The following is a 19,580-nucleotide window of genomic DNA, read 5'->3' on the forward strand; positions in this document are numbered from 1 at the left end:
TCTGCGGCGAGCGCGCATCATGACTCGTCATCGGTTTGGGTTCCAACTGGAGAAAGCGGTCTTTGCTGCAGCAGCAGCGCGCTTTCGCGCTCCAGTGGAAAATGGCGCTCCGTATCGTCCGGGTTTGTTGAGGGTTCGGGGAAGATGCGGCTGCAGATATCCTGCGCGTAGCGACAGCGGGTGTGAAACTCGCAGCCCAATGGCCGCCTCATCATGCTCGGGACCTCGCCCTTAAGCTCGATCCTGTTCAGCACAGCATCCGGGTCAGGCTCAGGATTGGCCGCAAGCAGCGCCCGCATGTAGGGCTGACGGGCGTGATCAAAGATTGCTCAGTCGAGCCGACCTCGATGAAGCGGCCTAGATACATGATCGCCATGCGATCGGTCATATGGCGCACGACATTGAGATTGTGTGAGATGATCAGGATCGCCATGCCGAGTTCGTCCTAAAGCCGTGCGAGTAGGTTTAGCACCTCGCCCTGCACCGAGACGTCGAGGCCTGCAGTCGGCTCATCGGCGATGACCAAATCTAGTTCGAACGCAAGGCTCGCGCGATTCCCACACGCCTGGCCTGACGCCGGAAAGCTGATGGGTTGTTTGAGCTATGCGCCTGTGTTAGGCAACACGGAACTCCTCGACGCCGACAAGATGCCTTGACAGCCACGCCGCGGCAGCTGCTGTTCTTTTGCTGCAGGAGCGGCGACTGGCGCCTTGGCTGCATTCCTCGGCAGGCCAAGGCCTGCTTTTGCGCTGCCCCATGGCTTGACCCATGGCACGGTACCGCGCTCCAGCTCGGCAATGATGCGGTCGGTGATCTCCTGATAGAGGCTGGCGCCCGGGCGCCTGCCCTTGCCTGCGCCAGCCTCTCCGCTGGTGATACGCTTGCTGTTTGCACGCATGTGTTATCCTCCGCTCACCAATCGCCGCGGCTTCCCCGGAAGCGAGGTGGGCGGCTAGCCGCGACCGGAAAGGCCCGCCGTGGTAGGCGGACCGCATCCGAAGGACCGGAACGAAGAGGAGGACCCTGAGCGGCACGCGAAGGGTTGCGGGCTGCCGCGGCGGGTCTAGAAGGGAGTGCCGCCCGCCCCGCGCCACCGGGAAAGGCCAACAGACAAACCGCGCCGCCCGCAAAGGCGGCGGCCGTCACAGCCCGAAGGGCTGCCCACGCCAAGGGGCGAAGCCGAATGGCCGAGACCCCGCCTGAGCTTGCCGAAGAAAAGCGGGCTCGGTTCACGAGCATCGGGTGCGCGCCAAGAGCGCGCGAGCGTTCCTGTCAGCAGCATGAATGCCCGGACAACCTTCTGGCCGAGTCTCATCAACCGGGGTTTCGTCCCCGCTTCCAGATTTATTCAGAATGAGGGTTGAGTAGATCGGCCGGATCGATTCCGAGCACTCTGGCGAGTTTCGCCACCGTATCAATGCTGGCGGCATAGACCGAGCGCTCAAGTGCGCTGACATATGTTCGGTCGACGCCAGCTTCGTGCGCGAGCGCTTCCTGGGACAATTTCTTTTTTTGGCGATGCCTACGCAGATTGCGGGCAAAGACCTCTCGGATTTCCATGCACAAGAAGCCACCCTCTTGTCGAGGATTTCACCACGGACGAGCGCGACGCATTTGTGCCAGAAGCTGCAACCTGGGTCTGGGTGGCCCCTTTGGTTTTGCGCGCCGCGATCAGCCGTTGTAGCAGCCGGCGCTGGGGAGCTGATCGAAGTGATTTCGGCATCAGACGAACCGGGCCAAGAAGGAACCGGCTCACTAAGATCCCAGTTTCGGATTATCCCATTTTAGGATATTTTTTTGCGGGCGCGCGCGCCCAAAGATCTGCGCGGCGCGGGATAGGTCTTACGGCGAGAGATGAAATGGTAGATAGATTGCTCAAACCTGCTGTTGCCAACGAGGTCCCATGGGCGGAGAGCCTGACCGCTTACGACGATGAGCACTTCACGACATATTTGAAGCTCTTAGATGCATGTGCCGGCAATGCCAGCGAAGAAGAAATGGCCCAGGCGATATTGGGAATCGATCCGGTGCAAGAGCCAGCGCGCGCCCAAAGGGCGGTTCGCAGCCATCTCGCGCGCGCCCACTGGCTGGTGGTGGCGGGGTACAAGGAGCTGTTCTCTGGCCGCCAAAAGGCCTGATGGTGGCGTTATAGAAGAAGACGCTTATAACCACCGTTCATTAGCGAGCGCCCGCGTCTGACTGCACGGCGGACGCTGTCTCGAAGATGGTCACCGGGGTCGGCCCAGTCCTGCTCGACACGGGCTCTGCCGAAGAGAGCAAGGCCGATTTCGCGGTGTGATACGCCAGCGATGAAGCCGTCGAGGGCATGCAAGACTCGGCGCAACCGCGAGCTACGGGGCTCGGTCGGAAAGAATCCTGATTGCAGCCTGCCGGTCCAACAGAGGCTGTTCAGACATTCCAACGCGTTCAGGCGCTGCTTCAGTTCCTCTGGCGACCAGAGGACGGAGGATGTCAATCGCACAGGTTCGAGGATGCTGACGCCGGAAGCAGCCATCTGCAAGCTCCTGCCACTGTCCTCGACCAGGAGGTGCTGATGCCCGTCCCGCGTGACGAGCATGGAGATGCGGCAGGAGTGCCGGGCTAGATCAAGCAAGTCGACCCCGCGCGGCCGCGCCGCCGTTTCGGCCACAATGGGCAAAACATGCGGACATTGGCAGGGGCACCAAAAGACGCTCGCATCAGTTCCTTTTGAGCTTGCAAAACAGAAGGCCCCACCGCGAGAGATCAACAGTATTCGAAGCCAGGCTGATAATGTCCATGGACCGGGCGTTCGTGCGTTCGGCACCGCGCAGCGCGTTCGCCAGATCTTTTTGGAAGTCCGGATTGCGCCTGAGGAATTCCCAGGCCCAGCCTCGGCTTGTGAGCTGGTCGACATAGCCATAGGCACGATCATCTTGCCTGTCCGGCCAAGCAGGGCCAGGTCTTGTTTCGTCCATTGCATCATGTCCAAAAAGGGTTGGATTGCAGGCTCAGGCGATCTTAATGACAGGGGTCCACAGGACCGGGCCCTTGAGCCTGCCATTGCGGCGGAGGGCTTCCAAGCTCTCTCTCGAGACGTCGAGATATCCCGCAACGGCGCGTGTGTTGCCAATTGTTTGCGGATCGGACAGCCGTTCGAGTGGCCAGCCGGCGCGACGCAAAATCCGCTCGATGCGCAGATCGGTCACGGTGACGATGCTGCGCAGACCGCGTGACAAACCAAACTCGACCATTCCGGCAAACAGCTCGTAGGTGCCATTTGCGATGCCCGCCTGTTTGGGCGCGGAAGGCGGCAGATCAAGCGCAAAACGGCTGCTTTCCCAAACACGTGGATCTTCCGGCACTGGACGGTCGGCAAGAAGAGCGAAGAAGCTATCACGCAGCATCGTCGGTCCTGTAGTCGGCAACAGGCGCACGCAGCCGTCGATGCGTCCGGCGGGCGCACGCAGCAATAGGTAATGGGGACGAAGCGCATCGAACGGATCGACTTCAAAGCCGCCGCTGAACGAAACGTCCCAATCAAGTCGATCCCTGAAAACGCGATACCGCAAGCGATGCATCTGCTCGAGCTCGTCGCTGAACTCAGCGTAACAATCCGGCGTGATCAACTGCAACATGATGGCCTTCTCCTCGCATGGATAGCACCTGCGATTGAAGGCAAAGGCCGAGTTGAAACAACCTGTGTATGTGCCCAGGTTTCGGGAGATCAGGTGAAGAGAGATGGCCGAGACAGTGCCAGCCGAACAGCTGCCTGAATAGCCGTCTTCACGCCAAGCTTCTTCCTGGCGTTATCCCGATGATAGGCTGCGGTGCTCCGACTGATTCCCAAGATGCGGCCGATTTCCCACGCCGTTTTGCCCCGAGCCGCCCACTTCAGACACTCCATTTCCCTTCGAGATAGGGTAACGCCATCCACGGTCCTGCCGTCGGCCAGCTTGCGACAGGCATGAAGGTGGAAGAAGATCGCAATGAGTTCGAGCGCGCGGTCATATCGATTAATCAGGCGAAAGAACGGTGGTCGCCTTTCATCGGAGGCGAAGGTCAGTGCTGCAAAATTACCGGTGCTGTCATGGATCGGGATCGTGAAGCCGCAGTGAATGCCAAATTGCGTCGCCTCATCCATCAGTTGTCGCTGCTGCGTCGATAGTTCGAGATCAGCACCGTGCGCATCCCAGCTGAATGGTTCCTGACCACCACGCGCTTGATGAATTACAGGGTCAATCTTTTCATACCGACTGTGAAGGTAGTGAGATGTCCAGGATTGAGGGTAGGTGGAAATCAGGCGCACGTTGCGGCCCTTGCCAGAAGAAGGGAAAAGATAGGCGAAAGACGGCAAATCGAGCGCAGAGGCAATCTCGCCCAGAGCGTTGCGCAGGTCAGTCGCGTCAGCGCTGTCTGCGATCTGCCCTACAAATCTATGAAAAGCGTCTTGCATAGCTAAACTGCAGTGAGTTCTGGCCCCCTCCAGGAGCCAACACGGGCGGGCCAGCCATTCTGGGTTGAAGGCCCGGCCGGAGACTGAGCTCCGTGCCGGGCCGTGCGCCTTGGGAGGGCGATCCGTGCTTCGACGGCGCTGTTATCGACGTCGAGACCTCATTCCAGCGCCATCTGTTAGCACGGTGACAGTTGTCCTCTTGGGTTTGCACTTCATTGCGGTCGGGCTGTCTTTTTGCGTCCGGCTTGAGACTGCTCCATGGAGGAGCTCAGCCTCACGGTACATTGGGGGGTGAGAGCGTCAACTCTACATTCTTGCAGCAGCTCACGTGAGCGTCTTCGCACGCGAAGGCGGTACTGTGTCGTTCGAGACTGGCTCGTATTTCGGCATCGGCTGGCACACCCTCCATGCAAGTTGCCTTAAAAAACGGAGCGGATTGTTGCGCCCCTGCTCATGATGCTACACGGCTGCCGCACGTGAATATCCCGGCGATCCGAGTTGAAGGCGTCATCTCTCACGCCAGATCATATCGCGCCTTCCGCCTGCAGCGCACGATAGGTCGTATCGACTGATTTCGCTCGCATCGATCGATCTCTTTTCGGGCAATGATCAGAGGTGGGCAAAACCCAGGATATCGCCATGCGGCATAGCTCGCCCGATGACACCATTCTCAAACAGAGCAGCCTCAAATGGCGCCCGACCCTTCGGATCCCACATCAGCTGCACGGCGGATAGAATGCCGACACCGCGAACCTCGCCGAAAATAGGATGTCGCTCCAGTTCGGCTTTCATGCGGGCATGCCAATAGGGTCCGACGTCCCGAACATGTTCCAGGATGTTTCTTTCCTTAAGCAATTTAATGTTTAGCAAGCGCGGCCGCCGCGCAAAGCGTGTGACCGGAATATGTCCAACCAAGGCCGAGTGGGCCGTGCTTTTCCGTCCCTTATTCCAAAACCGACCAGACCCGATCACCGATAATCGGTGGCTATGCGCCGCATCGAACTCGGCGGACCTGAAGCTCTGAGCGGCACGTCATTCCGTAATTCAACGCAGGCTGTGTTCACGACCTTCGCCTTACTGACTGATGTCACATTTTCAGCAGGAGTCATGCATGTCAATTGTGAAATTGGTATGATCCAAATCGGCTCGATCCGCAGATTGTCGAGGCAGTCGATCCTTTCCGGCCAATCGATGAGCATCTGATGCGCGGCGGCCTCGGACTGGGCGGCATCATCGGCCGTCCCTAGGTATGGCCGGTTCAGCATGGCGGAAGTCGCTCATATCCGGTTTCGATCGGCCCACGAGCCATGGCCTCTGTTGGGATGTTCTCTTTTTTCGTCATGCGACTGGGCTACTTGCACGACCGAGGAGCCGCCTGCGCGTGGACAATAATGCACCTCATGCTCATACGACGTCAGCTGGGGAACCGTGCGAGAATACCAGGCGCTCTCGCCGGCGATAGTTTGGGCAAGCTTGGAACGTGCTGCGCACGGCGGCTTTTCGCCGGCTACGGTCGTTGGGTCACGCGTCGACTAAGTTCGCGACTGAGAAACATCCAATCTGACCCTATGTATGGACCGGCTGCCTTTTCGCAAGTGAGGGGGCGGATAGGTTGGCGAGCAACCATTAGGGTCGCCAGACTTTGGATGCGTTCATCGATCCGTTCCATGCTTTCTCAGTCGCGAACTTTGTCGAGGCGCCGGCTCAGATGGCCGTGACCTCATGACGGTGGGGTGTCGAAGGGTTTGCCATTGCGCAGCACGCTCCAAGCGATCCGGGCCAGCTTACTGGCCAGCGCGGTGCCGAGCTTGTTGCGGTGAAGCCGCGGGGCTGCGTTCTGCAGCCATGCTCCGAAGCTGAATCGCTCTCGAATTCCGCATCGAGGACGACCAAGACATTTACCCGAATGATCAGCCCTCTCCTCACGCGATAACAGCCCAGAACATGCACCTTTCAGGCTGCTGATCAACATTCAAGTGCATCATCGTTAAGTATAATGGCACTTACACATCCTGAAACATTCTCATAATATTACTTATTACTTTCAACCGGTCACTAAATTGAGTAGGGAGTATACCTCCATTTCTGAAGCCGTCCGAGCGCGTCCACCTGAGCCAGTTAGACGCGCTTACGTCGAGAAGTTGAGAGATGAGAAAACGGGAACTGTTGGAGAGCAAGGATGTTGCCGATAATATTACGGGCATCTAACGTTGTGTTTGACTTGAATCTGGGGGCGGTTCAGGCGAACTTCCAGGCCGTCTCGGCCCTCGTTGGCCCCCACGTAAGGGTGGCCGCTGTGGTCAAAAGCGATGCCTACGGCCTTGGACTTGTAGAAATTTCAAGGTCGCTCATTGATGCCGGCTGCGATCTGCTCTTCGTCGCCAATCTGGACGAAGCGTTGCTACTGAGGTCAGCCCATGTGGATGGGGCTATTGCGGTTTTTTCGGACGATTTTGCGAAATTTGGCCGGTGCTATCGATCCAACGGCATCATACCCGTTGTGAACAATTGCGCCGACTTGGAGGCCATTATTGCTACAGGGACGCAAACATACTTTCTCAACGTCGAAACGGGATTCTCCCGTTTTGGGCTCGCTTTCGCTGACGTGCGTCGCGCGTATCTCTCTGGTACGTTCGAGAGCTATCCACCTTCGGTCGTACTCAGCCACCTTGCGTGTAGCGAACGCGTTGCCGACCGGACTAATGTGCTGCAAAGGAATCGCTTTCGGGCGATCTATGATCTGCTTAAGCCAGCCTGTGGCTGTCTCGCTGCCTCCGCCGGTGTCTGGCTGGGGAAATCCTATCATTTCGACATGGTAAGGGTGGGCTCAGCATTGTACGGTCTCAATGACGCTGGCATCAAACCAAATCCGCTACACCCCGTCGCAAGGCTCCGAGCTAGAATACTGGAGGTGCGCAATGTTGGTAGGGGGGAGGCTGTTGGTTACGGTGCGACATTTCGTACGGTCCGAAATACCCGCGTAGCGATTGCCGGGATCGGTTTTAAGCATGGCCTTCCATGGGCCTGCGCGAACAAAATATCCGTTCGGATCGGCGGATATTTTGCCCCGCTAATCGGAACAATATGCATGGAGTACACAACTATAGATGTAACAGATGTTCCCGAGGAGCTTTGTAATCCAGGTACCTTCGTGGAACTGCTGAATGAAGATTTCACTATAGATGATTTTGCTGCGGCCGCTGGCGTCAACCCAGCGGAGCTGCTAACCCGCCTGGGTACCGGCTGCACAAGACGGTATCTAGATTCTTCGGAGACTGGCAGGGGGAAGTATGCTGTCGGGGTCTCGAATTCAGACCAGCCTATAGACTGTCCGACGCACTCCCGGTAGACCCGTTGAGCACTGGATAGTGTGTAGCCTGCCGTAGGCGTAGTACGATGCGGACCCTGCCAACTCCGTTAGTGGGCGCCGGAGATCGAGGATGTTGTGCAGGATGATACCATCGAGGAGCGGGCTGATACCCGCTCCTTGCGGCGCGTGCTATCCATGCCAGGCTGTTAATGACCGCACCGGGCGTTGGCGCGGTGTCGCGCTTCGGTCGCCTGGACCTATGACATTGCTTCCCGTTTTCGCCGATCCTCGAGCGCCGGTCCCTATCTCGACCTTACGCCCACGAACTACGAATTCGGCGAGATCAGCCGGACCCGCCAGATTTCTAAGCGTGGGGACAAGCTGACGCGGACCAATGTCTATGAAGGGGTCAACGTCATCCTCACGCGACAAATTGGCTTCTCTTCCCTGAAGGTGAGGTGCCTGCGGATTGGCAAGGGCATGGACTTCAAGAAGGCGAAGGTGCGGTGGCGCGCAACCTTGCCGTCATCCTCCCACGGCATGTGCAAGACGAATGAGTCGGCCCTGAAAGGCTAAGGCGTTGATATTCCGAGACCGTGAAGACGGACGGGTGCATCCGATTTCGCCGTTTCGGCTGGAGTGCTTGCAGGCACCAGGCAAGCCAAAGAGCGATAACCGTGAGGATGATAAGGATAAGGTGCAGATTTTGGCCTGCGGCGACGAGCAGCGCATTGATCGCATCGCCATTATGGCCGAGGAAGAATTTGCGGTGCCGTACTGCTTGGCCTGACTCACCAGGATCTGGATAGCTTGAGGTAGAGCCGGCTGTCGGTGGGGTGGGCGATCGCCTTCGGCTGCACCGCCAATGTCAACGGTGATCCGCTCGCGCGAACCGTGCTTCGCAGTCCCCGTCTCGAGTGCGACGTCGACGCATGCCTTCAGCATTTCCTCCAGCCCCTCGGGCCCGATCCGCTTGCGCCAGCGCGTCATCGTGCTGGGATCAATCGGCGGCTCGTGCTGTAAGAACTCGAAGCCGCAGAAAAACTGCCAATATGGGTTCTGCACACTTCTTTGAGGTAAGCAGACCGACCATCAGCCGCGTCTGCTTGGCGGCCTGCCGACCGGGGCGATAAAAACCCGCCAAACGCCTCGTCAAAGCGCGACCACGGCATCACTGCTGACAACCGGACCAGCGGATGACACGGATTAATGATGGCATCGAGGCGCTCGCGGAAGATGCGTCCTTGCTGGACGCTGGTGGATGAGGCCGCTACCGCGCATGCGGTCCTCCGGAATCGCACCAATTCGCCCCGCTCCAACGCCAAGATGAGGGGATCCTTGCGATCGACCGCGGAGAGAACCCCGAGCCCGGCAGCGCTGCGCCAATGAGGAGAAAGGAGCTGTGCGACGTTATGTGCGAAACCCGACACCCCAGAGGCGCAAGCATTCCGCCAGTCCGGCTCAGAACACGTGCTTTTCCGCGCTCGTTCGCAAGCTTCTCCCGGGCACGCCGATTGCGAGAGACTCCGTGTAGCGTGCGGTCACGAGCTGTTACCACAAGGAACCAACCCCATGCGTGAATCAAACAGAGATCAAAGGAGTAACTCATGCGGGTAGCCCTCGTCAGGAACAGTGACTTTACGGGCGTTATCAACCGCTTCGGACAGCCTTATCCAGAGTCTCCACATGCTTGGTCCTCTGATGGATACTACGAAAGAGTGGTAGCGGCACTGAAAGAGGGTGGTCACGAGACACTGTTGTGTGAAGGCGACAAAGGACTCCTCAACACGCTCGAGCGATTCATGCCACCCGATCCGAAAGCCCGCCCTTCAGGAATCGTTTTCAATTTGGCAGAGGGTATTCAGGGCGAGTACCGTTTCACCCACGTTCCGGCCATGCTCGAGATGGCTGGCGTTCCATATACCGGATCGGGACCGCTCGGCCATGGGGTGACGGACGATAAGGTGATCAGCAAGGCGCTGATGCGCAGTTGCGGCATACCGACGGCGAACTTTTGTGTCATGCGCCTCGGCACCGAGAGCACCGGCGGCCTGCGATTCCCAGTGGTAGTGAAGCCGCGTCACGAAGATAATAGCTTCGGTTTGCAGCTTGTACATGAGCCCGCTCAGCTGAGGCAGGCAGTGGAAATGATTGTCACGCAATATGGACAGGATGCGCTCGTGGAGGAATACATCGATGGGCGAGAAATCCATGTCGCGCTGCTGGGAAACGAAAAACCCGAGATCTTGCCTTTGGCCGAGATCGACTTCGGCGAACGCGACACTGGTCTTTTGACATGGGAGGGCAAGTACCTGCCAGTTGAGGAGGTGCCTACGATTTGCCCGGCGCAAATCGGGAGGAGTCTTGCGACCTTGCTGGGGGAAATTTCGGTTGCGACCTTCTGTGCTTGCCAGTGCCGGGACTATGCCCGCCTCGACCTCCGGATCGACCGCTCCGGCCACCCCTTTGTCCTGGAGATCAACTCGATGCCGGGGCTCAGTATGCACTCCGTATGTGTCCTAGCCGCGAACGCTGCTGGACACAGCTACTCGAGCCTTATCAATCGCATCCTTGGTATCGCCCACGCACGATATTTCGGAAATGACATCCGCCTGGTTTGAGCTTTCAGGAGGTCGTCCGTTCGGACCGGACGGAGGAGACTGTAAATACGAGGCTACAGCACTCACAGTGCTACGCCGGGAGCGGTTATGAACAGCCGGCTGCGCAACGCGCGACTCAAGCATCCTGATCCGCTTGATGATGGATCGGCGGGCCTCTATCACTCGACGATTGCTCTGATCTCAGGCGCTGCCGCCGACTCAGCGGATACGATTTCCTTGGCGGGGCAAGCCGCCGAGCTTCTGCCCGAACAGCATGCCGAAGGCCTTGAGCTGCCCACGGATCTCGTTGGCGATCTTGCCGCGGATGCCGTTCGGGAGGTGGAGTGCCAACAGCAGTGCCAGCACGACATAGGCGTGGCGGCTCTTGATGCTGACTTGAGACCCTTGTTCCCTCCATTTCAATGGAGAGTCCGACGCCCGATATCGGCGAGGATTGGCCCTGCACGAAGGTACTTGGCAACGGTATCGAGTCGAACCAGCAGCACTGATCATCCGTGATGTTGAGATCGTATTTTCCGCTTCTTAGAGGCGTTCGGCCGCAAGGTTGTCAAATGTCACGCAAGGGCGTCGATCGCATCCCGACGCGCTCCAGCTACGCAAGGGGCCACTTGAGCAGCGCAGGTTCGGTTCCGGGCGCCTGATTGTAGTTATAGCTCGTGGTTTCAGCCTCGAGCGCGCGCAACATGGATACTAATGAGCGTGGTATTGCGCTACCATAGTTCAAAATTATGCTTGCATACCCCCGCAATAGATCGTTGCCAGCTGATAAGAGGAATAATCTCATGTACATCATAGAATCGCCGCGCCTAATTCTAAGGCCGCCATCTCAAATAGATGATCTCCTTATCCATAACCTTCATAATGATCCCTTTGTGGTAAATACCATCAGGGACGGACTCAATTCAACGATGGAGCAATCGAAAGCTGCATTGCTCAACTTTACCAATCACTGGCAGCACCATCGTTTCGGCTTATGGATGGTGTTCGTGAAAGATGAGGGTACCGCCAGAAAGTTCGCTGGCTATTCCGGATTGATGTGCAGCGGCACGTATCGGCCTGACAATCCTGATGATCTGCCCGGTGATCCAAACTATGTGGAGATGATAACCGGCCTCCACCTTCTAGCCTCTGGAAGAGCTATCGGTGTAGAGGCTGGCATGGCAGTACTCAAATTTTCTTTCGAAGTCTTAAAGCAAGACAAAGTGACTGCATTCATCCTACCAACTAACAAGCGATCGTTAATTAAAAATAAGAAAATTGGCTTTGTCTACATCGGTGACATAATCCACAAAAACCGTACATGGAGTCGGTTCGAGGTGTCTGCCTTAACTGCCCTAATGGCCGACAATGTACGCGTTTTTAGTTGCAAAGATCCCGAGATGAGATCATTCGGACTAGGCAGTCGGCCCTGAAAGGCTAAGGCGTTGATATTCCGAACCCGTGAAGACGGACGGGTGCATCCGATTTCGCCGTTTCGGCTGGAGTGCTTGCAGGCACCAGGCAAGCCAAAGAGCGATAACCGTGAGGATGATAAGGATAAGGTGCAGATTTTGGCCTGCGGCGACGAGCAGCGCATTGATCGCATCGCCATTATGGCCGAGGAAGAATTTGCGGTGCCGTACTGCTTGGCCTGACTCACCAGGATCTGGATAGCTTGAGGTAGAGCCGGCTGTCGGTGGGGTGGGCGATCGCCTTCGGCTGCACCGCCAATGTCAACGGTGATCCGCTCGCGCGAACCGTGCTTCGCAGTCCCCGTCTCGAGTGCGACGTCGACGCATGCCTTCAGCATTTCCTCCAGCCCCTCGGGCCCGATCCGCTTGCGCCAGCGCGTCATCGTGCTGGGATCAATCGGCGGCTCGTGCTGTAAGAACTCGAAGCCGCAGAAAAACTGCCAATATGGGTTCTGCACACTTCTTTGAGGTAAGCAGACCGACCATCAGCCGCGTCTGCTTGGCGGCCTGCCGACCGGGGCGATAAAAACCCGCCAAACGCCTCGTCAAAGCGCGACCACGGCATCACTGCTGACAACCGGACCAGCGGATGACACGGATTAATGATGGCATCGAGGCGCTCGCGGAAGTTTCCGGCATTCTCCAATACTTCAAACCCGATCCCTGCAGCGCAAAGCGTCAAAGAGTTTTTCAGATCGAACTAAGTAGCACTGCGACCAAGCGCGTTGTTCGGACACCGCTTACCCCTCGCCGTGCGCGCCAATGTTAGTTCGCGAGGGGCCCGTCGCACCCTCGGTCTGACGGCGGTGAAATTCTGGACACGAACGAAATTCAAGGGGATGCTCGCGCTCAAGCGGCACATCAATGCCACGCGCGCGCCGCTCGAGACTAAAGAGAGCTAACGCTGGCTGGAGAACCTGCGCCAATCCATCGCGCTCGTTGGCGCGCCCGAGCGCTGCGTGCATGTGGGTGACCGGGAGAGCGATATCTACGAGCTCTCTTGCACGGCGCAAGATCTTGGTACGAGCTTGATTGTGCGGGTGCAGACGAACAGGCCCGAGTTAAGCGACCTACCGATGCTGCCCCCACACGATCCTGCCCATCGCGTCTTTGCCCAACTTGCGGCGACGCCTTGGGCGGGGCGTCACCGCATTGCGGTCGATCAGAACGAGACGACCCGGCGGCAGGTGAAGTTCGCCGCGATCAACCTTCGCCGCCCTTAGGCAAGCAAAAGCGCTACGGTCCGCAGGTTCTGACTTACATCCACGCCCTCGAAGAAGATCCGCTGCCCGGTCGCGAGCCGATCGGCTGGAAGCTGGTGACCAACTTGCCGGTCGAAGATCTCTCCGCGGCGGCCGAAAAGCTCAGCTGGTACGCGCTGCGCTGGAAGGCAGAGGTGTTCCACAAGGTTATGAAGTCCGGCTGCCGTGCGGAGGAGGCAAGGCTCGAAACCGCCGAGAGGGGGGCCAAGTTCCTCGCCCTCATCGCGGTCGCCAGTTGGCGCATATTCTTCGTCACTATGTCGGCGCGTGCGAAGCCAGACGCCGCGCCCGACAGCGTTCTACCTTCGCCGACATCACTGCGCTCGACGAGATCGACACGCGACCACGCCTCCAACGGCCTAAGCTCACCACCTACCTGCTGCAAATCGCCAGCTTGGCGGATATCCGGCCCGCAAACATGACCCGCCTCCTGGCAACATGGTCGTCTGGCGCGCCATGACCCGCTTGCACGACATCGCCTTCTCGCCTTCGGCATTTCCACGGGATCAAGCTGACGATGTTGGTAATTGAAAGCTTCACCGGATGGGTACCGCACGCCGTATCCGGCCGCTCGGTCGGGAACTATTGGAAAGATAACGCCCCGCGCTTGAAGCCTTAACGCAGGGACACGCGCTCAAAAAGCGCAAGCCGTCCAGGCGTTAAGGCCGTTGCATCCGCTTGAGGGGCTGCTCGAACTGGCGAAGCTTGCGCGCAGCACGTTCTATTACAGACAGAAAGCAGCGAAGCGCTCGGACCGCCATGCGCGCTGAAGGCGGCGATCAAGGCCATCTTCGACAGCCACAAGGGTCGCTACGGCTATCGCCGGGTGACTGCGCAACTGCACCGGTTGGGCCGGCGCGTCAACCACAAGACCGTTGACCTGGGACCCTTGTTCCCTCCAGTTCAATGGAGAGTCCGGAGTCTCATTTCTGGCCTCATGCGGTCTGTTTTTCCAGAGCCATTTTGATGGCGAATTCGATGGGCGTGATGTTGCCCAGGGCTGAGTGTGGTCTGTTCTGGTTGTAGTCCTCCTTCCATAGATCGATTGCTGCCCGTGCTTGCGTGAGAGTGGAGAACAACGTTTCGTTCAAGCATTCGTCGCGAAATCGGCCGTTGAAACTCTCCACGAATCCGTTTTGCATCGGCTTGCCGGGCGCGATGTAGTGCCATTCGACGCCGCCTTCCTGGCACCATTTGAGGATCGCCATCGACGTTAGCTCGGTGCCATTGTCCGAGATGATCGTGCGAGGCCTGCCGCGGCGGGCGAGGATGGCATCCAGCTCCCGAGCGACGCGGGCGCCCGACAGCGATGTATCCGCGACCAGCGCCAGGCACTCGCGCGTGAAGTCGTCGACGACGGCCAGAACCCGGAACCGGCGTCCGTCCGTGAAGGCATCGCTTACGAAGTCCAGGCTCCAGCGCTCATTCGTCCGACCCGGCGCGATCATCGGCCGTCTTGTTCCCAAGGCCCGTTTGCGGCCGCCACGTTTGCGGACCTGGAGCTTCTCCTCCCGGTAAAGCCGCCGCAGTTTCTTCTGGTTCATCACGATCCCTTGCCGTTCAAGCATGATGTGGATGCGCCGGTAGCCAAAGCGGCGGCGCTCGGCAGCCACCGTCTTCATCGCGGCTCGAACGGCGGCATCGTCCGACCGGATGCTTGTGTAGCGAACGCTTGAGCGGTCGACGAAAAGACCTTGCACGCCCGACGCTGGCTCACCCCATGCCGATCGCAGGCGTGGGCCACAGCGCATCGCTTGGCATCGGGCGTCACCATTTTTTTGCGGCGACATCCTTCAGGATGGCATTGTCCAGCATCTGCTCGGCCAGCAGCTTCTTCAGCTTGGCGTTCTCCTCTTCCAAAGCCTTCAGCTTGCGCGCATCGGAAACGTCCATGCCACCGAACTTGGCCTTGTATTTGTAGAAGGTCGCTTCCGAGATCCCATGCTTGCGGCAGACATCGGCGGTCTTCATGCCCGCCTCCTGCTCCTTCAAAATCGCGATGACTTGTTCTTCCGTGAACCGTGAACGCTTCATTCGTCCGTCTCCTTGAGTGGGACAGACTCTACCAAAAACTGGAGGAGCTTCAGGGTCTCAGGTCACCGTCCAGAGCCTGATGGCCGGGATGGGATTGAAGTCGCTGGTCAGGCCGAAGAAGTATCGCTCCTACAGGGGCGAGGCTGGGCGGACCCCTCCCGATCTGTTGCAGCGCAAGTTCGGCGCCGACCGCGCCAACCGCGCAAATGGGTGACCGACGTGACGGAGTTCAGCCTGGCCGGCGACAAGCTCTATCTGTCCCCGGTCATGGATCTCTACAATGACGAGATCGTCGCGTTCGAGACGGCGCGGCGGCCACGCTTCAAAATGGTGGACAATATGCTGACCAAAGCCCTCGCCCGACTCAATGAGGACGAGCGGCCGATCCTGCATTCCGATCAGGGATGGCAGTATCAGATGTCGGCATTCCAACGCAGGCTGGAAGCCAGAGGCCTCCAACAGAGCATGTCACGCAAAGGCAATTGCCTCGACAACGCCCCAATGGAGAGCTTCTTTGCCATCCTCAAATCCGAACTCTTCCATCCCGGAACCTTCGACACCGTTCAAAGCCTGGACGACGCCATCACGGACTACATCGACTATTACAACCACCGCCGCATCAAACTGAAACTGAAAGGGCTGGCCCCTGTGCAATACAGGAACCACCCCTTAAACCTACCAACTCAATGAACCGTCCAACTTTATGGGGTCAGTTCAACAGTGGCGGGCGACAATCAAGGTGAGACTCGTATTGCCTCGCCCAAGAGTGTTCCCAAAGAACAATGCCGTTGCCTCACTCGGATGTTCTCGATTGCCTCACTGGTTGTTCCCGAGATTTAGCCTCTGCCGATCCCGTCTTGCTCCGGGATGATCTCACCGCACGACCTCTACAATTTCCGTCCGCGCGGCATCGGCGAATGGCCCGAACCCAACGCATCGGCTTGCGTACTGCGCCAGATTTTCATTCGACGCTGCACAGTCCGAATGAGGCCGTCGGGATACTCGCCGGGATATTTGACCTGCAAGCGTTCAAGCAACTCTCGTGACGTTCGCCAAGGCTCTGCCTCGAACCATTCCTCAAGCTCGGCAGTGACGGCAAGGAGAGGATCGGGTCTGCGCCGCTCTCGCTTGACCGCCGGCTTGGGGCGGGCGGTCGGATTCACTTCCCCACCACGCCACGCAATCCGCAACCCGGACAGAAAGTCTTCGAGCGGCAGTGCCTCGCCGTCGGCGGCAGCCGAACCGGATCGAGCGTCAGGTACATCGCCTTGAGGCGAAGGCGCGTATCCTCCGGCGTGGGTGCATCGTCAAGCAGCCGCTGATAGGGCGTGGCGGGACGATGATACCGCTTGATCACCCTGGCTCCGTCACGATTTTCTTTCAACTTAAATGATGGCTGAAAGAAATTGAAGAACAACCGCATCGAGGAATAAAGCTTGGCTAGCTCCCGTGTGGCTTGCAGTCCCTCGAAGCGTCGATATCCAACGATCTTACGCACGACCGCGCCATTCTTCTGCTCGACAAATGCCTGGTCATTCTTCCGGTAGGGGCGGCAACGGGTGAGTTCGATATTATCACGCAAGCAATACTCCTGAACGCTCTCGTTCATGAAGACGCTGTCGTTGTCGGTGTCGAAGCCCAGCAGCGGGAACGGTAGCAACTTGCGCAGTTCGGCCAACGCCGTGATCAGCCGTTTGCTCGCGAACCAGCAGCGGCGCGCATTTCGTCCAGCCCGTGGCGATATCAGTCAACACCAGGGTTTGCGAGAAGGCGCCCTTCGCGTATGGGCCGGAATGAGAAACAAGATCCGCCTCGACAAAGCCGGGTGCGGGGTCATCCCAATCCGAGAAAGTCCGAACTGGAACACTACGCCGGATCGTCGTTGATCCTTTCCGCCGCGGCGGCCCGCTGGCACTCGCCTTAATGTCCTTGAGAACGCGATCAATCGTCGCTGGGCTCATCGTCAACAATTGCCGGCGCGTCTCGCTATCCATAGCGCCGTGTCCGTGGCGTTCCATCGCTTCGATCAGGCTTGGCAAGAGCGGGTGTAGTCGCTTCCCGCAGATTCGATCCGATGCCTCCCAAACGACGACGAGAGCGGCGCACACCTCATCACCGTAAACCCGCCGCCCCCGGCCGAGGACCGCTCTTCGCCGGCGCGCAGTCTCTTCGCAGCAGTCGCATCGGATGCTTGCGATGAAAGCCAGTGAGGGCCACGAAGTCGTCCAACATCCTCGCCTTTTCGGCCCGCCCGCCTAAAACATAGCGTCCACTGATCGCCGCCACCAATTCCGCTCGTGTCGCCATGCTCACCTTCCCCATCACAGCTCCCGAAGTTGTTGATCCGGGAGCAAACTAGATGAGCAACAAACCAATTTTAGGGAGCAGTTCAGGCGAGGCAATGCGTCGTCTCATCCTGATCGTCGCGCTATACCGCGTGCCGTCGTCATCCGATCGGTCCCGACAATCGCGAGGACGAACTCCCCTTTTTGACGACAGCTCGTCAGGATTGCAGCACTCTGCCCTCAGCTGCTCGATCGTCGGAGTTGGTCGAGCGTCCAGGCCATGCCAAATGCTGCTTCCTCGGCTACGCCAGCTCCATGTGAAGCGCCACTGTAGCCGCCCACCATCCGCATGCGAAAGACAAGGCTCGGGATCGCGGTCAACTGCGCAGGACCGACGCTGCGCCACATAGCGAGCAGGCTGACAATAGAGCACTTGGCGTCATCCCGCGCGGCGTCGACGTATGTCGCCAGAAGCGGACGATCGGCGCCGAGGTTGTAGTAGGAGTCGTAGCTGCGCAGGTACTGATACTCGTTGGCGATGTGGGGTCTCCATACTCCCGCGTTTCCCGTAGGGCGTATGGCAATGTGAAGTTCATGACGGCGCGTTCAAGGGGATGGCGGATGTGGCCTAAGCGATTGAGTTGTAGTACGATTCGGTTGTAATCCAACCCTGTCACCGCGTCTCGCGAGCCACACCCGCCATGACCGACGATACGTTGCTGCCGCTCTCATTTCCAGCCGTTGGACGCACGAAGATCACAGCTGCGTTTGACGGCGGACGCATCATCTCCGATGGTGGCGTCATGCTGCTGGCGCTGTCGAGCGACGCCTGCAACTGGCCGACAGACTTGCCGCCGCGATCCACGATCCGCGCGATCCAGAGCGGGTGACGCACGCCATGGCCGACATTCTGCGCGCCCGCATCTTTGCGATCACGTGCGACTACGAGGATGCCAACGATCTCGACCGACTACGCACCGACCCGGCCTTCAAGCTCGCCTGCAGTCGGCTGCCCGACAGCGGGCTGGATCTGTGCTCGCAGCCGACATGCTCGCGGGTGGAGAACCTGCCGGACCTGCGCACCGTCATCCGGCTCGGCTGGGTGCTGGTCGATCTCTGGCTGTCGAGCTATGCCGCGCCGCCCGCAAGCATCACTCTCGACATCGACGACACGGTTGATGTCGTTCACGGCCATCAGCAGCTCTCGCTCTTCAATGCCCATTGCGACGAGCGCCGCTGCTTCCTGCCGATCCACATCTCCGACGCCGCGACAGGACGCCCGGTCGCCATGATCCTGCGTCCTGGCAAGACCCCGACGGGCAAGGAGATCCGCGGCCATCTGCGTCGCCTCGTCCGTATGATCCGTGCCCGCTGGCCGACCACCCGCATTCTGATCCACGGCGATGGCCACTATGGCCGGGCGGAAGTCATGGCCTGGTGCGAGAACAATGCGATCGACTACGTCTTCGGCCTGCCCGGCAACAAGGTTCTCCAGCGTCTCGTTGGAGAAGCCGCCGACGACATCCGCACCCGCCGCGCGCTCGAGCAGAAGCCGGTGCTGCGCGGTTACGCCGAAACCCGATACAAGGCGAAATCATGGAAGACGGAACGTCGCGTCTGCGCCCGCATCGAGGCAACCTCGATGGGCCTCGACATCCGCTTCGTCGTCACCAATCTCGACAAAGGTTCCGCCGCGCACGTCTACGACGTGATCTACTGCGCCCGCGGCCAGGCCGAAAACCTAATCAAAGATGCACAAGAGCCAGCTTGCTTCGGACCGCACCAGCTGCCGCTCACCGATTGCCAACCAGGTGCGCCTCGTCCTGCACACCGCTGCCTACTGGCTGATGCTCACCCTGCGCGAGGCGGTGCCAGGCAACCATCATCTCAGCAACGCCGAGTTCGCCACGCTGCGGCTCAGGCTCCTCAAGCTCGGCGCCCGCGTCATCGAAACCGTCTCGCGTATCCGCCTGGCCTTCGCCGCCACCTGTCCCGAGGCCAGCCTGTTCCGAGCGGTCACCCTCAACCTGCAGCCCGCAGGACCATGAGCGCCGGGGCATCAAAGCCCTCGCTTAACCCAACACCTTCCACCCTCCAGCGCGTTCCGCAAGTCCAGCCTCAGCCGCGGTGAAAAAGACGCCTCACGCCTTCACGTCCGTGCGCTCCCCCAAAGGAACCAAGC

At 59.0% G+C, this 19,580-nt stretch carries 18 protein-coding genes and 8 pseudogenes; 12 read left to right on the forward strand and 14 right to left on the reverse strand.

All coding sequences use genetic code 11. From position 1 onward, the window contains the following. Positions 1–17: 17 nt before the first annotated feature. The 4 genes and pseudogenes from NKI96_RS22540 to NKI96_RS22555 all read right to left on the reverse strand — a co-directional run bounded on the left by NKI96_RS22540 (position 18) and on the right by NKI96_RS22555 (position 1,560). Complete coding sequence (locus tag NKI96_RS22540) at positions 18–299, reverse strand: oligopeptide/dipeptide ABC transporter ATP-binding protein (protein WP_352561598.1); 282 nt, start codon at positions 297–299, stop codon at positions 18–20. Beyond that, positions 248–433, reverse strand: a complete 186-nt coding sequence (locus tag NKI96_RS22545) for a hypothetical protein (protein ID WP_352561599.1) — start codon at positions 431–433, stop codon at positions 248–250. Before NKI96_RS22545 ends, NKI96_RS22540 begins: the two co-directional genes overlap by 52 nt. Positions 434–712: 279 nt before the next feature. Beyond that, positions 713–898, reverse strand: a pseudogene (locus NKI96_RS22550) (ArdC-like ssDNA-binding domain-containing protein); the annotation flags it as partial. Between the two features lie 446 nt (positions 899–1,344). Continuing rightward, complete coding sequence (locus NKI96_RS22555; protein WP_023682784.1) at positions 1,345–1,560, reverse strand: helix-turn-helix domain-containing protein; 216 nt, start codon at positions 1,558–1,560, stop codon at positions 1,345–1,347. Between the two features lie 299 nt (positions 1,561–1,859). Between NKI96_RS22555 and NKI96_RS22560 the strand changes: the two genes are divergently transcribed. Beyond that, positions 1,860–2,138: a DNA -binding domain-containing protein gene (locus NKI96_RS22560; protein ID WP_352561603.1), complete on the forward strand. Its 279-nt coding sequence runs from the start codon at positions 1,860–1,862 to the stop codon at positions 2,136–2,138. An 8-nt stretch (positions 2,139–2,146) separates the two neighbouring features. On the opposite strand, the gene NKI96_RS22565 is transcribed toward NKI96_RS22560, so the two are convergent. The 5 genes from NKI96_RS22565 to NKI96_RS22585 all read right to left on the reverse strand — a co-directional run bounded on the left by NKI96_RS22565 (position 2,147) and on the right by NKI96_RS22585 (position 5,227). Then, positions 2,147–2,578 carry a DUF2285 domain-containing protein gene (locus NKI96_RS22565; protein WP_352806365.1) on the reverse strand — a complete coding sequence of 144 codons (432 nt, stop codon included), beginning with the start codon at positions 2,576–2,578 and terminating at the stop codon, positions 2,147–2,149. A 121-nt stretch (positions 2,579–2,699) separates the two neighbouring features. After that, positions 2,700–2,957 (reverse strand): transcriptional regulator domain-containing protein, encoded by a 258-nt coding sequence (locus NKI96_RS22570; protein WP_023747687.1) that lies wholly within the window; start codon positions 2,955–2,957, stop codon positions 2,700–2,702. A gap of 33 nt (positions 2,958–2,990) precedes the next feature. Then, positions 2,991–3,617, reverse strand: coding sequence for an acyl-homoserine-lactone synthase (locus tag NKI96_RS22575; protein ID WP_352561605.1), 627 nt, complete (start codon positions 3,615–3,617; stop codon positions 2,991–2,993). An 89-nt stretch (positions 3,618–3,706) separates the two neighbouring features. Continuing rightward, positions 3,707–4,435, reverse strand: a complete 729-nt coding sequence (locus NKI96_RS22580) for a LuxR family transcriptional regulator (RefSeq protein ID WP_352806248.1) — start codon at positions 4,433–4,435, stop codon at positions 3,707–3,709. Positions 4,436–5,044: 609 nt separating this feature from the next. Continuing rightward, on the reverse strand, positions 5,045–5,227 hold the full coding sequence (locus tag NKI96_RS22585; protein ID WP_352806251.1) for a hypothetical protein: 183 nt from the start codon (positions 5,225–5,227) through the stop codon (positions 5,045–5,047). Between the two features lie 195 nt (positions 5,228–5,422). On the opposite strand from NKI96_RS22585, the gene NKI96_RS22590 reads away from it, so the two are divergent. From NKI96_RS22590 to NKI96_RS22605, 4 genes are all read left to right on the forward strand, one after another. Next, positions 5,423–5,638 carry a hypothetical protein gene (locus NKI96_RS22590; protein WP_352561611.1) on the forward strand — a complete coding sequence of 72 codons (216 nt, stop codon included), beginning with the start codon at positions 5,423–5,425 and terminating at the stop codon, positions 5,636–5,638. 976 nt (positions 5,639–6,614) lie between these two features. Beyond that, the gene (gene alr / locus NKI96_RS22595; RefSeq protein WP_352806254.1) at positions 6,615–7,784 is read left to right on the forward strand and encodes an alanine racemase; all 1,170 of its coding nucleotides are present in this window, start codon (positions 6,615–6,617) and stop codon (positions 7,782–7,784) included. Positions 7,785–7,970: 186 nt separating this feature from the next. Further along, positions 7,971–8,321, forward strand: a complete 351-nt coding sequence (locus tag NKI96_RS22600) for a transposase (protein WP_352806257.1) — start codon at positions 7,971–7,973, stop codon at positions 8,319–8,321. Positions 8,322–8,355: 34 nt separating this feature from the next. Then, positions 8,356–8,535, forward strand: coding sequence for a hypothetical protein (locus tag NKI96_RS22605; RefSeq protein ID WP_352806376.1), 180 nt, complete (start codon positions 8,356–8,358; stop codon positions 8,533–8,535). On the opposite strand, the pseudogene NKI96_RS22610 reads toward NKI96_RS22605, so the two are convergent. Next, a pseudogene (locus tag NKI96_RS22610) lies at positions 8,517–8,983 on the reverse strand (transposase); the annotation flags it as partial. The gene NKI96_RS22605 and the pseudogene NKI96_RS22610 overlap by 19 nt on opposite strands. 369 nt (positions 8,984–9,352) lie before the next feature. On the opposite strand from NKI96_RS22610, the gene NKI96_RS22615 reads away from it, so the two are divergent. Further along, entirely contained in the window at positions 9,353–10,366 is a 1,014-nt protein-coding gene (locus tag NKI96_RS22615; RefSeq protein ID WP_352806260.1) for a D-alanine--D-alanine ligase family protein, read from the forward strand. Between the two features lie 198 nt (positions 10,367–10,564). Here the strand turns inward: NKI96_RS22615 and NKI96_RS22620 are convergent, their stop codons facing one another. Continuing rightward, positions 10,565–10,768 carry a hypothetical protein gene (locus NKI96_RS22620; protein ID WP_352561705.1) on the reverse strand — a complete coding sequence of 68 codons (204 nt, stop codon included), beginning with the start codon at positions 10,766–10,768 and terminating at the stop codon, positions 10,565–10,567. A 380-nt stretch (positions 10,769–11,148) separates the two neighbouring features. Here NKI96_RS22620 and NKI96_RS22625 point away from each other — a divergent pair, with 380 nt between their 5' ends. Together NKI96_RS22625 and NKI96_RS22630 are read left to right on the forward strand one after the other, a co-directional pair. Continuing rightward, entirely contained in the window at positions 11,149–11,778 is a 630-nt protein-coding gene (locus tag NKI96_RS22625; RefSeq protein WP_352806263.1) for a GNAT family N-acetyltransferase, read from the forward strand. Between the two features lie 42 nt (positions 11,779–11,820). Next, positions 11,821–12,000: a hypothetical protein gene (locus NKI96_RS22630; RefSeq protein ID WP_352806376.1), complete on the forward strand. Its 180-nt coding sequence runs from the start codon at positions 11,821–11,823 to the stop codon at positions 11,998–12,000. Here NKI96_RS22630 and NKI96_RS22635 read toward each other — a convergent pair. Further along, positions 11,982–12,478: pseudogene (locus NKI96_RS22635) on the reverse strand (transposase); the annotation flags it as partial. The gene NKI96_RS22630 and the pseudogene NKI96_RS22635 sit on opposite strands and share 19 nt — an antisense overlap. A gap of 471 nt (positions 12,479–12,949) precedes the next feature. On the opposite strand from NKI96_RS22635, the gene NKI96_RS22640 reads away from it, so the two are divergent. Both NKI96_RS22640 and NKI96_RS22645 read left to right on the forward strand, forming a co-directional pair. Next, positions 12,950–13,501 (forward strand): hypothetical protein, encoded by a 552-nt coding sequence (locus NKI96_RS22640; RefSeq protein WP_352806266.1) that lies wholly within the window; start codon positions 12,950–12,952, stop codon positions 13,499–13,501. Positions 13,502–13,711: 210 nt separating this feature from the next. Beyond that, positions 13,712–13,956, forward strand: a pseudogene (locus NKI96_RS22645) (IS3 family transposase); the annotation flags it as partial. A gap of 58 nt (positions 13,957–14,014) precedes the next feature. On the opposite strand, the pseudogene NKI96_RS22650 reads toward NKI96_RS22645, so the two are convergent. Further along, positions 14,015–15,113: pseudogene (locus NKI96_RS22650) on the reverse strand (IS3 family transposase). A 64-nt stretch (positions 15,114–15,177) separates the two neighbouring features. On the opposite strand from NKI96_RS22650, the pseudogene NKI96_RS22655 reads away from it, so the two are divergent. Continuing rightward, positions 15,178–15,803 (forward strand): annotated as a pseudogene (locus NKI96_RS22655) (IS3 family transposase); the annotation flags it as partial. A 197-nt stretch (positions 15,804–16,000) separates the two neighbouring features. Here the strand turns inward: NKI96_RS22655 and NKI96_RS22660 are convergent. Further along, positions 16,001–17,435 (reverse strand): annotated as a pseudogene (locus tag NKI96_RS22660) (transposase). Positions 17,436–18,099: 664 nt separating this feature from the next. Here NKI96_RS22660 and NKI96_RS22665 point away from each other — a divergent pair. Continuing rightward, positions 18,100–19,446: pseudogene (locus NKI96_RS22665) on the forward strand (IS1380 family transposase). Positions 19,447–19,580: the final 134 nt, after the last annotated feature.

Source organism: Mesorhizobium sp. M0292 (assembly GCF_040321695.1).
Taxonomy (GTDB): Bacteria; Pseudomonadota; Alphaproteobacteria; order Rhizobiales; family Rhizobiaceae; genus Mesorhizobium.